The organism is Cupriavidus sp. IK-TO18 (assembly GCF_015549295.1).
GTDB classification, from domain to species: domain Bacteria; phylum Pseudomonadota; class Gammaproteobacteria; order Burkholderiales; family Burkholderiaceae; genus Cupriavidus; species Cupriavidus oxalaticus_A.
Window position 1 is genome coordinate 60,811 of record NZ_JADGMP010000035.1, and the last position, 13,242, is coordinate 74,052.

A 13,242-nucleotide genomic window follows, 5' to 3' on the forward strand; every position below is an offset into this window, starting at 1 on the left:
CACCATTAAAGGAAGCGCGGTCGAAGGTGTCAAGACTGCACTCGTGCGGCGTTCTGGCGGCTTTTGCAAGATTTGGTGCGATGGCTCACGCAAGCAGCCCGCGCGCCCGCGCCAGCGCGACGGCCTCGGTGCGGCTCTGCGCGCCCAGCTTGGCATGGATGCGGCGCAGATGCGACTTGACCGTCAGTTCCGAGACAAACAGTTTCTGCGCGATAACCCGATTGCGGTATCCGGCCGACAGCATATGCAGGACTTCGAGTTCGCGCGCGGTCAGCGGATCGGCCGATCCAGCCCTGGCCGTGGGCGATTCAACCGCGGGCGGGCTTGCCTGCGTGCCGGCATCACGGCCTTGCTGCAGCCGTGCCAGCAGCCCGGCCACGAACGGCGCCGCCACACCCAGCGCCGCAGCCTGCGGCAGGTGCGTGGCAGCCCAGCCGCATAGCAGCGCGGCCACGCGCTCGCCTTCGTCCAGGAAGCTGCGCACAAAGCCTTCATGGCTCGCCAGCCGCAATGCCTCGGTGATATCCTGCAGTGCCGCATCGCGCTGGCCCAGGCCGTCGAGCGCGGCGGCGCGCAGCAGGCGCAGGCGGATCAGGCGCCAGTAGCGCTGGTGTGCCAGCGCGGTGGCGATGGCAGGTTCGAGCAGGTCGCGAGCGTGGGCGAATTCGCCTTGCGCGATGGCGAGGCGGCAACGCGCCACGCTCGGCCGCTCGATATCGTTGGCGTGGCCGGCGGCGTCGCCGGCTTCCCAGGCGCCGTACAGCTGCGCGGCGCGCACGGCTTGGGCGGCGGCTTCGAGCCGGCCTTCCAGCGTGGCGACGCGCGCGCGCTCCAGCCACGCCGAGCACACCGCGCGCGCGGCACCGGCCTGCTGGCCGAGCTGCTCGAGTTCGGCAAGGCGCTGCAGCCACTGGCCGCGGTCGCCGCGCAACAGCGCCACGCGGGCGCTCAGCACGTGGCAGGCGATCAGTGCGTCGGGCGGGCCATTGCCCTTGCTGTAGGGCAGCGCGCCGGCGAGAAGCCGCTCGGCATGGTCGATGGCATCGTGCTCGTACAGTGCCTGCGCCCAGCAGATGTCGCTGGAAGGCTTGCCGCCGGTGACTTCGCCGGGCGTCGCGCTCCAGCCGCCCCAGCTGCCGCCGGAGGCCGCGCGCAAGCGTGCCAGCGCATTGCCGAGCCGGCCCTGTACCAGATCGATCACGCCTTCCAGGCTGTCGGTGATGCCGCGCATCGGCAGCGGGCGCGGCGCGCGCTGCATGGCGCGCGACAGCACGCTGCGGGCCTCGTCGTAGCGGTGCGTGCAGATCAGCGCATAGGCCAGCGAATTGGCGAGGATGCAGTACTGGAAGCTGTCGTCCGGCGCGAGCCGGTGCAGGTGGGCCGTGGCGGCGTCGCGGCAGGCCTGGACCCGGTCGGCCATGGCCAGCACCACGCAGTGCAGCGTCTGCGCCTCCACGGCCACGCTGGTGTCGGCAACCGCTGCCTGCGCCAGGAAGGGCTCGACCGCGGCCATGGCCTCGCCGTGGCGGCGGTTGAGCAGCAGCGCCCAGGCGCGCGTCAGCGCAAGCGTGGGCAACCGGCCCAGCGCCGCCGGTGCAACCTGGTCGAACCAGCGCAGCAGCAGCCGCACGCGGCCGGTGGCCAGCAGCGCGCCCGATTCGCTGGCGATTGCGGCCAGCGCTTCGTCGTGGCGGCCTGCCTGCAGCAGGTGGTCAACAGCCGGTACCGGGTAGCCGTTGGCCAGGTACCAGCGCGCGGCGGCAAGATGCAGCTGCGGCGCGCGGCCCGGTGCCTGCGCGGCCAGCCGGTGCTGCAGGAAGCTGGCGAAGAGGCGGTGGTAGCGGAACCAGTTGCGCTCGGCGTCGAGCGGGAACAGCAGCAGGTTGGCGCGCTCGAGGTGGTCGAGCATCTGGCGCGCGTCGTCGCGGCCGGTGAGGGCATCGCACAGCGGTGCGCTGAGCTGGCCGAGCACGCTGGTGTCTAGCAGGAAGGCGCGGCAGGCGTCGGACTGCCGCGCGAGGATGTCTTCGGCAAGGAACTCGCCCAGTTCCAGGTGTGTGCCGGAGAACGACGCGACAAAGGCCGCGTGGTCGCTGCGCTGCTGCAGCGACAGCGCCGCGAGGTAGATCGCCGTGGCCCAGCCCTCGGTGCCGCGGTGCAGCGTGGCGATGTCGGGGTCGCGCAGCGGCAGGGCGCAGCGGCCGCGCAGCAGCTCGGAGGTCTCCTGCAGAGAAAAGCGCAGCGCCGCCGGCGCGATCTCCAGCAGCTGGCCGCGCGCGCGCAGGCGCCCCAGGCCCAGTTCCGGCGTGGCCCTGGACCCGGCCACCAGCGTGCCGCACTGTGGCAGAGCCGCGATCAGCTGCTGCAGGAAGTCGAGCGCTGGTGCGCCATGCAGCGTTTCGAGATCGTCCAGCACGATCGCGAACGGCTGTGACGCGCTGCCCACCCGCTCGAGCAGGGCGTGCGCCAGCCGCGGGCCGCTGTCACCTGTCTCGGCCGACGCCCCACGTTTGCCGCGCAATGGCGCCAGGCCCGCTTCCAGGTGCACCAGCAGGCGCTCCAGGTCGTTGTCGCCGGCGTCCAGGCGCAGCCAGGCGACCGCATGGTGCTGCGCCAGGCAATGCGCGGCGTATTGCTGCATCAGCGTGGTCTTGCCGAAGCCGGCGGCGGCGCGCAGCACGATCACGCGTGCCGCGCGCGCTTCGGCCATCTGCGCCACCAGGTGCGGGCGGTGCAACATGGCCGCATGCGCCACCGGCGGGGCGAGCTTGGAGGCAAGGACGGCGGGCCGGGGCCGGACGGCCCCGGCGGTGGCGTGAAGGGCAGGCGGGTGCAAGACGTTCCTGGGGCGCCATGGCGCGGGCGGGGCTTGAGTGCGGCCGATTCTTCCACGTGCCTCAGGGTTGCGTCCTAGTTCGTTTGGACGATTTTGGCGGCCGGTGGGATTTTGCTCCTTTCGATGGACGACACCGCCGCGTGCCGCGCCTAAAGTGGCCCGCACGCGCCGCTGGGCGCGCAGCAGGGAGCCATACCGGCACCTGCCCGGAACGGCACGCAGAGGCCGGCCGGCAGCGTGGCGCAGTACAGGCCGGCACGGGCGCTGCCCGGATGCCACCGGCCCCATGACAGGAAACCAAGGAGACAAGCAATGCAGCAAGGCAGGCGCAGGGTACTGCGGCAACTGGGTCTTGGCGCCGCGGGCGCGGCCCTGGCGGGCACCGGCTGGACGGCACGAGCGCAAGGCGCGGCCTATCCGGCACGCACGGTGCGCATCGTGATGCCGTACGCGGCGGGCGGCACCGGCGACGTGGTCGCGCGCGCCATCGCCGACGGCCTGGCCAAGGCCTGGGGCAAGGCCGTGGTGGTCGACAACCGGCCCGGCGCCGGCGGCATGATCGGTGCCGACATGGTGGCCAAGGCCGAGCCCGACGGCTATACGCTGCTGTTCGCGCTGACCGGGCTGGTGCAGGCGCCCAGCCTCTATACCAAGGCGACCTTCAACCCGGTGCGGGACTTTGCGCCGATCTCCGAACTGGCAACGTCGCACCTCGCGCTGGTGGTGCAGCCCGACGTGCCCGCCGCCAGCATCAGGCAGCTGGTCGACTACATTCGCAAGCTCGGCAAGCCGCTGCCGTACGGTTCGTACGGGCTGGGCTCGAGCGGACACCTTTACATGGAGATCTTCGGCCGCAACGCGGGCGTGCCGCTGACCCACGTGCCGTACAAGGGCGAGGGCCCGATGCTCAATGACCTGCTCGGCGGCCAGCTGCCTGCCGCCATGGTGGCCGCGGTGTCGGCGCGCCAGCATGCGCGTACCGGCAAGCTCAAGGTGATCGCCGTTGCCGGGCAGGCACGCTCGCCGCTGCTGCCCGACGTGCCGACGTTCCAGGAGGGCGGCGTGCCGGGATTGGAGCGGCAGGGATGGATCGGCCTGTTCGCGCCAACGGGAACGCCACGCGCCATCGTCGACAAGGTGTCGGTCGACGTCAATCGCGTGCTGACCAACGCCGACCTGCGCACGCGCATGGTTGACCTCGGCATCTTGCTGAAGGGTTCATCGCCGGCGGCGTTCACCGACGTAGTGAAGCAGGAGCAGGCCTATTGGGCCGAGGCGATCCGCGCCTCGGATATCCGGCTCGATTGAACGAAAGCACGGGCGGCCGCGCCGCCCGTGTGCCACGCCTACTGGTAAGTCACTACCATCATGTAGCCGTCCGGCCTGCCGCGCCGCCCGCCGAGCAGGCTGCGGAACACCGGCTCCACGCGCATCGTCGCCGTGGCGACACGCGCGTGCGCGCCGGCGCGCACCGGCGGCATCGGCACTGGTGCCGAGACCGTCCGTCCCGTAGCATCGACGCAGCGCGCGTGCACTTGTACCGCCGTGGGCGTGAAGCCGCATGACGGATTGACGATGGCCCCGCGAAACGTGATCGTGCCCGTTTGCGCCACCGCGATGCCGGCCAGGGCCAGCGCCAGGACTCCACCCACTATCAGCTGCCCGGTGATGCCGGGAACTGCCCCGCTTCGTTTCATTGATCTCATGTCATCACTCCGCTGTCGGTGTGGTGCGGATGCAAGCCCCGAGCGATGCGGTGCTGCCACTGCGCGAACGGTAGGGGCAGAACATGCGCCACTTGATGATAGTGGCCGCAATAGTGATTTCTTGGGACTTGGAACAATGCTGTGACCATTGCTCCGGCAAGCGGGGCGCAGGGCGCCCTGCAACAGCATCAGCCAGCCTGGCCAGTGCCTTCCCGCAGGATCAGGCGCGAGCGCGCGAAACCGGCGTGCGTGCGCAGCGCCTGCATCAGCTGGTCCGACGGCACGCGGTCGAGATCGGTCACCACATAACCGGTGGTGCCGCGCGTCTGCAGGTGCTGGCCGGTGATGTTGACCCCTTCCTGCGCCAGCAGCGTATTGAGCGCGGCCAGCGCACCCGGCGCGTTGCCATGCACGTTGAGCAACCGCGCCGGTGCCTGCAGGGGACCTGGATCGACCTCGGGAAAGTTCACCGCGCCGATGGTGCCGCCGGTCGCCAGGAAGTGCGCCAGCTTGGCCGCGACCTCGGCGCCGATATTCTCCTGCGCCTCTTCGGTGCTGCCGCCGACGTGCGGGGTCAGCAGCACGTTGGACAGGTTCTGCAGTTCGCTGACGAACGGATCGTTGTTGGTCTTGGGCTCTTGCGGGAACACGTCGATGGCGGCGCCGCCCAGGCGCTTTTCGCGCAGCGCCGCGGCCAGCGCGCCAATGTCGACCACGCTGCCGCGCGAGGCATTGATCAGGATCGCGCCAGGCTTGAACGCGGCCAGCACGCTCGCATCGATCATGTTCCTGGTGCGCGGCGTGGCCGGGACATGCAGCGTCACCACCTCGGCCTGCGACACCGCTTCTTCGAGCGAGCCCGCGGCACGCGCCGAGCCGTGCGACAGCCGCGCCAGCACGTCGTAGTAGACCACGCGCATGCCCATCGATTCAGCCAGCACGCCGACCTGCGAGCCGATATTGCCGTAGCCGACGATGGCGATGGTCTTGCCGCGCGCCTCGAAGGCGCCGCTGGCCCCCTTGGCCCACTTGCCGGCATGCGCGAGCGTGTTTTTCTCGGGGATCCGGCGCAGCAGCATCACCGCTTCGGACACGACCAGTTCGGCCACCGAGCGCGTGTTGGAAAAGGGCGCGTTGAATACCGGAATGCCCGCATGCGTGGCGGCCTCCAGGTCGACCTGCGAGGTGCCGATGCAAAAGCAGCCGATCGACAGCAGCCCCGGGGCGCTGCGGATATCGTCGCCGCGCAGGTGCGTGGCCGAGCGGATGCCGACTATGTCATGGCTGGCCAGTACTTCGCGCAATTCAGGACCGGCCAGTGCACCGGTCCGGCGTTCGACCTGCAAGCCGGCTTCGGCCAGCCGTGCGGTGGCGCTCTGGTGAATGTTCTCGAGCAGGATCGCAGTGGTCACGTTCGTTTTCCGCGTGGAGGGATGGGTCTACCCTCCATTCTGCGCGCAAAACGGCACGGGACCCCGGGAGTCCCTGCTGCCGGCAATGACACCGGCATGCCTGGGACAACGCGCCCGTGCGTTGCCCCGTGCCGGTTCAGCGCGAGCGGCGCGAGTCGCCGCCGAGCGGGTCGACGATGATCATGGTCTGGCGCAGCACTCCGCCGTCATCGAAGTAAGCGCTGAAATGCGCGCTCTGCAGGCCGTCCTTGTACATCCGCCACGACCACGCCTCGCGCTTCATCAGGGGATAGTACTGGATGGGTTCGCGGGGCAGGCCGAAATGCTCCTGCATGTCTTTCTTGGTCCAGACATTGACCTGGGCACGATAGACCTCCATTTCGGTCAGCATCTGGCGGTAGCTGGTGAGCCTGCCGCCGGCATCGAAATCGGCGGCGTAGACCTCATGGCCGAAGGGCTGGCGCGACCACAGCCAGCGCGTGGTGCCGTCAGCCAGGCGGAAAGTCTCGGTGGGTGGCCCGAAGGTCTGGCGCACGGCACTTTCCGGGCTGCCGATCAACTTCTGTCCGGTCTGTACGGGCTGCAGCGTGGCGCAGCCCCCGAGCGTGCCGGCCAGCCATGCGGCCGCGCACAGGCGGCCGGCGAGCCGAAGTTGCATGCGAAGCTGCATGGCGTTCTCCTGCGGGCGTCATGCCCGCATCCGCCATTCTCTGACCAGTGCGATGCCCGGCGCAACAGGTGCCCGACGTGCCGGGGCGCCGGGCGCCGCCGGGACGATCAGCAGCGGCCCTTCTTGGCCTGGCCCGGCGGACAGAAGGATTCGTTGCCGTACGGGTCGACGCGGCAATTGCCCTTCTTGGCCTGGCCCGGGGGGCAGCCGGGACCCCCGCCGCCATACGTGTCATACGGGGCAACCACGCAGCCGCCGAGCAGGGCGCTACACGCAACGAGCAATGCCAGGACGGATTTCATCGATTTCTCCTTGTTGTGGGGGATCCGAATGCGCAGCAGGATAGTGCGTCGGCCTGTCGTCAATTGTAAGGAATAGTGAATAGACGAGCCGCGCCCGGCGCCGGGGATGGCGCCCGGATGCGTGCTGGAATATTCGAGCCGCGACGTTACGGCAGGTGCCGGCCGGGCAGCCGGGATGCCGGCGCGCCGGTGGGGCGGGCGGCCTGGCCCGCGGTGCCTTGCCGGCGTGCCGGGCCGGCCTTGGCCTGCCCGGTACCGCGAGGCGCCGTCAGCCGGCGGTCGCCGTCGATGCGCTCCGCCGGCGCGGAAAATGCCCCGATCCTGACGGGCTCGCCCATGCCGCCGGTAACGTGCTGCGCATGGGCGATGCCGGAAGCCGCGGCCAGCAGCGCGGCGGCAACAAGGGGGAGGGCAGGAAGTCGAGGCATGGAAGGTTCCGGTCGTCGGTGCCGTACGGCACGTGGCAGACGGATGTGTCGCGGCTTCGTGCGGGCGACGGGAGCATAGCCGAGCTTGCTAGCCGTGGGTGTAATAGATTGTTACTCGGTCGCCACCTAGCTATCATCAGTCATCATATAACATTGAGCAATTCGACGCCTTGGCGGATTCTGGCGGACTCAAAGTTTTAAACCGGCGGAATTTGCAACTTTATAGGCCAATATACGGCACATTGTTCCGACTGAAGTACCAAGTATACCGGGTAATCCCCAGCACAATCTTTGTCGTATCCTCATAAAATGTTGTACGACAACGTATTACGAATGCCAAGGGAGACCCAGATGCGCGAGAACCGGATCCGGAAGATGTGGGCGGCGGGCCAGGCCGTGGTGAATGGCTGGCTGTCCATCCCCAGCGCCTTTGCCGCCGAGACCATGGCCCACCAGGGCTGGGACTCGCTCACGATCGACCTGCAGCATGGCGCGCTTGACTACGCCGATGCACTGGCGCTGCTGACAGCGATCTCGACCACGGACACCGTGCCGGTCGTGCGCGTGCCGTGGAACGAGCCCGGCATCCTGATGAAGGTGCTCGATGCCGGCGCGTATGGCGTGATCTGCCCGATGGTCAATACCCGCGCCGACGCCGAGCGCCTGGTGGCCGCCACGCGCTATCCGCCGCTGGGCGCGCGCAGCTTCGGTCCGATCCGCGGGCTGCTGTACGGCGGCGCCGACTACGCCCAGCACGCCAACGACACCGTGGTGGTGCTGGCGATGATCGAGACCCGGCAAGGGCTGGAGAACCTGGACGAGATCCTGTCGGTCGACGGGCTCGACGGCGTCTATATCGGCCCGTCCGACCTGTCGCTCGCGCTGGGCTGCCGGCCGACCTTCGACGACGTCGACCCGCCCGTGGCACAGGCCATCGAGCACGTGGTTGCCCGAGCCAGGGCGCACGGGCGTCTCGCGGGCGTCCATAACGGCGCGCCGGCGGCCGCGTTGCGCCGCATCGGGCAAGGCTTCGGCTTCGTCACGGTCAGTTCCGATGCGCGGCTGATGGCTGCAGGCGCGCAGCAGGTCATGGCCGAGATGCGCGCCGGACAGCCACGGCAGACCGCGGCCCCGGCGCCCGGCAGCAGCGGCTACTAGGCCCGCCTGGCCACAAACAACACCGAACCGTACCGAACGCAAGGAGAGCAAAACGTGAAACTCGGATTCATTGGCCTTGGCATCATGGGCAGCCCGATGGCGCAGAACCTGATCGCCGGCGGGCATGAAGTCAGGCTGTCGAGCCGCAGCGGTGCGCCGCGGGCGCTGGTCGACCTGGGCGGCATCGCCTGCGCGTCGGGCCGCGAAGTGGCGCAGGGCGCCGACATCATCTTCCTGATGGTGCCCGACACCCCGCACGTCGAAGCGGCGCTGTTCGGTGAAGACGGCGTGGCCGCCGGCCTGAGCGAGGGCAAGATCGTGGTCGACATGAGCTCGATCTCGCCGATCGCCACCAAGGGCTTCGCCAGCCGCATCAACGCGCTGGGCTGCCGGTACCTCGATGCGCCGGTGTCCGGCGGCGAGGTCGGCGCGCGCAACGGCACGCTTTCGATCATGGTGGGCGGGCCCGAAGCAACCTTCGCGACCGTGCGGCCCCTGTTCGAGCTGATGGGCAAGAACATCACGCTGGTCGGCGACAACGGCGCCGGCCAGACCGCCAAGGTCGCCAACCAGATCATCGTCGCGCTGAACATCGAGGCCGTGGCCGAGGCGCTGCTGTTCGCCGCCAAGGCCGGCGCCGACCCCGCGCGCGTGCGCCAGGCGCTGATGGGCGGCTTTGCCTCGTCCAAGGTGCTGGAGGTGCATGGCGAGCGCATGATCAAGCGCACCTTCGAGCCCGGCTTCCGCATCGGGCTGCACCAGAAAGACCTGAACCTCGCGCTGTCCAACGCGCGCGAAATGGGCGTGTCGCTGCCCAACACGGCGACCTGCCAGGAGCTGTTCAACGCATGCGTGAGCCACGGCGGTGCTGGCTGGGACCATTCCGCGCTGGTGCGCGCGCTGGAGCTGCTGGCCAACCACGAAATCGGATCCTGAACATGACTGCAACCACATCGTCCACCCAACCCGCCGACAGCATCGCCTGGATCCGGCTGTCTTCCAGCTACCTGCCGCTGGCCACGCCGATCAGCGACGCCAAGGTGCTGACCGGCCGGCAGAAGCCGATGACCGAGGTGGCGATCCTGTTTGCCGAGATCCGCACCGCCAACGGCCATGAGGGGCTGGGCTTCAGCTACAGCAAGCGCGCGGGCGGCCCCGGCCAATTCGCGCACGCGGCCGAGATCGCGCCGGCGCTGATCGGCGAAGACCCGAGCGATATCGCGCGCCTGTGGGACAAGCTGTGCTGGGCGGGCGCGTCGGTCGGCCGCAGCGGCCTGTCGACGCAGGCCATCGGCGCCTTCGACGTGGCGCTGTGGGACCTCAAGGCCCGCCGCGCCGGCCTGTCGCTGGCCAAGCTGCTGGGCGCGCATCGCGACGCGGTGCGCTGCTACAACACCTCGGGCGGCTTCCTGCATACGCCGCTGGACCAGCTGAAGGTCAATGCCGCGGCTTCGGTCGAGCGCGGCATCGGCGGCATCAAGCTCAAGGTGGGCCAGCCCGACGGCGCGCTCGACATCAAGCGCGTGGCCGCGGTGCGCGAGCACCTGGGCGACGCGGTGCCGATCATGGTCGACGCCAACCAGCAATGGGACCGCCCGACCGCGCAGCGCATGTGCCGCACCTTCGAGTCGTTCAACCTGGTGTGGATCGAAGAGCCGCTCGACGCCTACGATCACGAAGGCCACGCCGCGCTGGCGACGCAGTTCGACACCCCGATCGCCACCGGCGAAATGCTGACCAGCGCCGCCGAGCACTGGGACCTGATCCGCCACCGCGCCGCGGACTACCTGATGCCCGATGCGCCGCGCGTCGGTGGCATCACGCCTTTCCTCAAGGTGGCGGCACTGGCCGAGCATGCGGGGCTGATGCTCGCGCCGCATTTTGCGATGGAACTGCACGTGCACCTTGCCGCCGCGTATCCGCGCGAGCCGTGGGTCGAGCATTTCGACTGGCTCGAGCCACTCTTCAACGAGCGCCTGCAGATCCGCAACGGCCGCATCCAGGTGCCGACCGCGCCGGGATTGGGCCTGAGCCTGAGCGAGCAGGCAAGGGCCTGGACGCGCCAGCAGGCGGAATTCGGCCAGCAGCCGTAACCCCGAACAACCCATATACAAGACACACAGCAAACAGGAGACAACCCATGAAAAAGCTGATCGCATCCCTGCTGCTCGGCACAGCCATGGCCACCGCGCACGCCGCCTGGCCGGAAAAGCCCGTCACGCTGCTGGTGCCGTTCCCCGCGGGCGGCTCCAGCGACAACGTCGCCCGCATCCTGGGCGCCAAGATGCAGTCGCAGTTCGGCGGCAGCTTCGTGGTCGACAACAAGCCGGGCGCGGCCGGCATGATCGGCGCCGCCATGGTCAAGCGTGCGCCGGCCGACGGCTACACGGTGTTCGTGTCGTCGCTGGGCCCGTTCGTGATCGGGCCGCACCTGACCCGGAACGCCGGCTACGATCCTCTCAAGGACTTCGACTACATCAGCGTGGCGGTGCAGGCGCCCAATGTGCTGGCCGTTCCCGCTAACTCGCCGCACAAGAGCCTGCAGGACGTGATTGCCTACGAGAAGGCCCATCCCAGCAAGATGACCTTCGCCTCTGCCGGCAACGGCACCAGCGACCACCTGACCGCCGAGCTGTTCTGGCAGCAGACCGGCACCGCCGGCCTGCACGTGCCGTACAAGGGCGGCGCGCCCGCGCTGAACGATCTGCTGGGCGGGCAGGTTGATGCCACCTTCATGAACATCAACACCGCGATCCCGCATATCAAGGCGGGCAAGCTGCGCGCGCTGGCCATCACCAGCAGCAAGCGCTCGCCGATCCTGCCTGACGTGCCGACCATGGATGAAGCCGGGGTGAAGGGCGTGACGGTCTACTCGTGGCAGGCCGTGGCGGCGCCGAAGGGGCTGGCGCCGGAGATCAAGGCGAAGCTGCATTCGGCCGTGGTGGCGGCGCTCAACGATCCCGCGGTCAAGCCCAAGCTGCTCGACCTGGGCTTCGAGATCGTCGCCAATACGCCGGAGCAGTTCACGGCGTTCCAGGCGTCGGAGTATGCGCGCTGGAAGAAGGTGATCGAGGTGGGCAAGATCACGGCCGACTGAGCTGAGCTATCCCGGGGCGTGCTCAGCGCCGCGCCAGCCGCTTGAGCGCGCCCGGCTCCAGCAATTCGATCTGCCGGTACTGGCGCCGGATCCAGCCGGCGTCTTCCCATGCCTGCAGGTACTTGGCTACCGTCTGGCGCGAGCGGTTGACCATGTCGCCCAGGTCTTCGGCGCTGATCTGCACGACATGGTCGGTGCGGTCGGCCAGTTCCAGCAGCCGCGCCGCCATGCGCGCATCGACCGGCGCCTGCGCCGCGCTCTCGGCGTGGTCGAAGGCCACGCGCAGCCGCGCGCAGATCTGCTGCACGATCAGGTGCATCCCCTCCGGATGCTGCGCCAGGATCCGGTCGAATGCGCGCCGGTCCAGCACCAGCAACTCGGTATTGCCGACCGCGAAGGCGTCATGCGTGCGCGGCTTGCCGTCGAGCAGCGAGATCTCGCCGAACCAGCGTCCGCGCCCGATCACCGAATACACCGACTCGCGCCCGCCGCTGCTGACGCGGCTCATGCGCACGCGCCCCGACACCACCATGCAGAAGTAAGTCGGCGGATCGCCGCGCGCGAACACCATCTCGCCATCGGCAAAGCGCAGCCGGCGTGCGGCGCCGGCCACGGCGTCGAGCACGCGGGGCGGCGCATTGCGCAGCCAGCCGCTGGCCAGCACGCTGCGCGGCAGCGCCCGCACGGGTTCGATGCGCTTCACTTTGCTGGCCACCTGCTTTCTCATTGCCGTTCCGGTTGAGCCGAGATTGTCCAATACTTAACAGACTTTGGCACGGTGCGCCGCGACAATGCCTGCGTCCAGTCACACACCTCACCCCCGGGAGACCATGCAGATGGCGCAGATCCAGCTCGTCGATTCAGTAAGAGACCGCGTTTCCGACGCGGAATGGCAAATGCGCGTCGACCTTGCCGCGGCCTACCGGCTGGTGGCCCACTTCGGCTGGGACGACCTGATCTTCACGCATATCTCGGCGCGCGTGCCCGATGCGCCGGACCAGTTCCTGATCAATCCGTACGGCATGATGTTCGACGAGATCACGGCGTCGAGCCTGGTCAAGGTCGACCACGAGGGCCAGCCCGTGCTGGAGACGCCGTACGACGTCAACCCGGCCGGCTTCATCATCCACAGCGCCGTTCACGAAGCACGCCCCGAGGTCGGCTGCGTGATGCACACGCATACCTCGCACGGCGTCGCCGTCTCGGCGCAGCAGGCGGGCCTGCTGCCGATCTCGTAGCAATCGATGTTCGCGCTGACCGGGCTGGCCTACCACGACTATGAAGGCGTGGCGCTGCGCGAGGACGAGAAGGCGCGGCTGGTGGCCGACCTCGGCCGCTGCAAGCAGATGATCCTGCGCAACCACGGACTGCTGACGTGCGGGCGCACCGTGTCCGATGCCTTCCTGACCATGTACACGCTGGAGTCGGCCTGCCGCATCCAGATCCTGGCGCAGAGCGGCGGCACGCCGCTGACCATGGTGCCCGAAGCCGCCAGCGCCAACATGGGCCAGCAGGCGCGCCAGGCGACCAAGGGCAAGGGCTCTAACCTGGCCTGGCCCGGCTTGCTGCGCCGCCTGGATCGCATCAACCCCGACTATCGCAACTGAGCCGGCAACTGAGCCGCAACTGAGCC

Annotated in this window: 12 protein-coding genes and 1 pseudogene; 6 read left to right on the forward strand and 7 right to left on the reverse strand. The window is 68.9% G+C overall.

Features of this window, described 5'->3' with window-relative positions:
* Positions 1 to 85: 85 nt before the first annotated feature.
* Positions 86 to 2,740: a LuxR C-terminal-related transcriptional regulator gene (locus IPF36_RS35030; RefSeq protein ID WP_304524028.1), complete on the reverse strand. Its 2,655-nt coding sequence runs from the start codon at positions 2,738 to 2,740 to the stop codon at positions 86 to 88.
* Positions 2,741 to 3,148: 408 nt separating this feature from the next.
* Between IPF36_RS35030 and IPF36_RS27305 the strand changes: the two genes are divergently transcribed.
* Positions 3,149 to 4,144: a tripartite tricarboxylate transporter substrate binding protein gene (locus tag IPF36_RS27305; protein ID WP_133095337.1), complete on the forward strand. Its 996-nt coding sequence runs from the start codon at positions 3,149 to 3,151 to the stop codon at positions 4,142 to 4,144.
* 38 nt (positions 4,145 to 4,182) lie between these two features.
* Here IPF36_RS27305 and IPF36_RS27310 read toward each other — a convergent pair whose 3' ends face one another.
* The 5 genes from IPF36_RS27310 to IPF36_RS27330 form a co-directional block, all read right to left on the reverse strand.
* Positions 4,183 to 4,533 carry a hypothetical protein gene (locus IPF36_RS27310; protein ID WP_195431475.1) on the reverse strand — a complete coding sequence of 117 codons (351 nt, stop codon included), beginning with the start codon at positions 4,531 to 4,533 and terminating at the stop codon, positions 4,183 to 4,185.
* A gap of 197 nt (positions 4,534 to 4,730) precedes the next feature.
* Positions 4,731 to 5,954 (reverse strand): phosphoglycerate dehydrogenase, encoded by a 1,224-nt coding sequence (gene serA, locus IPF36_RS27315; protein WP_135703713.1) that lies wholly within the window; start codon positions 5,952 to 5,954, stop codon positions 4,731 to 4,733.
* A gap of 136 nt (positions 5,955 to 6,090) precedes the next feature.
* Positions 6,091 to 6,612, reverse strand: coding sequence for a hypothetical protein (locus tag IPF36_RS27320; RefSeq protein WP_133095404.1), 522 nt, complete (start codon positions 6,610 to 6,612; stop codon positions 6,091 to 6,093).
* A gap of 119 nt (positions 6,613 to 6,731) precedes the next feature.
* A complete protein-coding gene (locus tag IPF36_RS27325; protein WP_133095334.1) occupies positions 6,732 to 6,926 on the reverse strand; it encodes a hypothetical protein in 195 nt (64 codons plus the stop codon).
* 146 nt (positions 6,927 to 7,072) lie between these two features.
* A complete protein-coding gene (locus tag IPF36_RS27330) occupies positions 7,073 to 7,354 on the reverse strand; it encodes a hypothetical protein (protein ID WP_135703714.1) in 282 nt (93 codons plus the stop codon).
* Between the two features lie 351 nt (positions 7,355 to 7,705).
* Between IPF36_RS27330 and IPF36_RS27335 the strand changes: the two genes are divergently transcribed.
* From IPF36_RS27335 to IPF36_RS27350, 4 genes are read left to right on the forward strand one after another with little or no spacing between them, the layout of a single operon-like run.
* Positions 7,706 to 8,512 carry an HpcH/HpaI aldolase/citrate lyase family protein gene (locus IPF36_RS27335; RefSeq protein ID WP_133095332.1) on the forward strand — a complete coding sequence of 269 codons (807 nt, stop codon included), beginning with the start codon at positions 7,706 to 7,708 and terminating at the stop codon, positions 8,510 to 8,512.
* A gap of 54 nt (positions 8,513 to 8,566) precedes the next feature.
* A complete protein-coding gene (glxR, locus tag IPF36_RS27340) occupies positions 8,567 to 9,448 on the forward strand; it encodes a 2-hydroxy-3-oxopropionate reductase (RefSeq protein ID WP_084254807.1) in 882 nt (293 codons plus the stop codon).
* Between the two features lie 2 nt (positions 9,449 to 9,450).
* Positions 9,451 to 10,605: a mandelate racemase/muconate lactonizing enzyme family protein gene (locus IPF36_RS27345; protein ID WP_133095330.1), complete on the forward strand. Its 1,155-nt coding sequence runs from the start codon at positions 9,451 to 9,453 to the stop codon at positions 10,603 to 10,605.
* Positions 10,606 to 10,652: 47 nt separating this feature from the next.
* Entirely contained in the window at positions 10,653 to 11,609 is a 957-nt protein-coding gene (locus tag IPF36_RS27350; RefSeq protein ID WP_135703716.1) for a tripartite tricarboxylate transporter substrate binding protein, read from the forward strand.
* 22 nt (positions 11,610 to 11,631) lie between these two features.
* Here IPF36_RS27350 and IPF36_RS27355 read toward each other — a convergent pair whose 3' ends face one another.
* Positions 11,632 to 12,336, reverse strand: a complete 705-nt coding sequence (locus IPF36_RS27355; protein ID WP_135703717.1) for a Crp/Fnr family transcriptional regulator — start codon at positions 12,334 to 12,336, stop codon at positions 11,632 to 11,634.
* 109 nt (positions 12,337 to 12,445) lie between these two features.
* On the opposite strand from IPF36_RS27355, the pseudogene IPF36_RS27360 reads away from it, so the two are divergent.
* Positions 12,446 to 13,216 (forward strand): annotated as a pseudogene (locus IPF36_RS27360) (class II aldolase/adducin family protein).
* Positions 13,217 to 13,242: the final 26 nt, after the last annotated feature.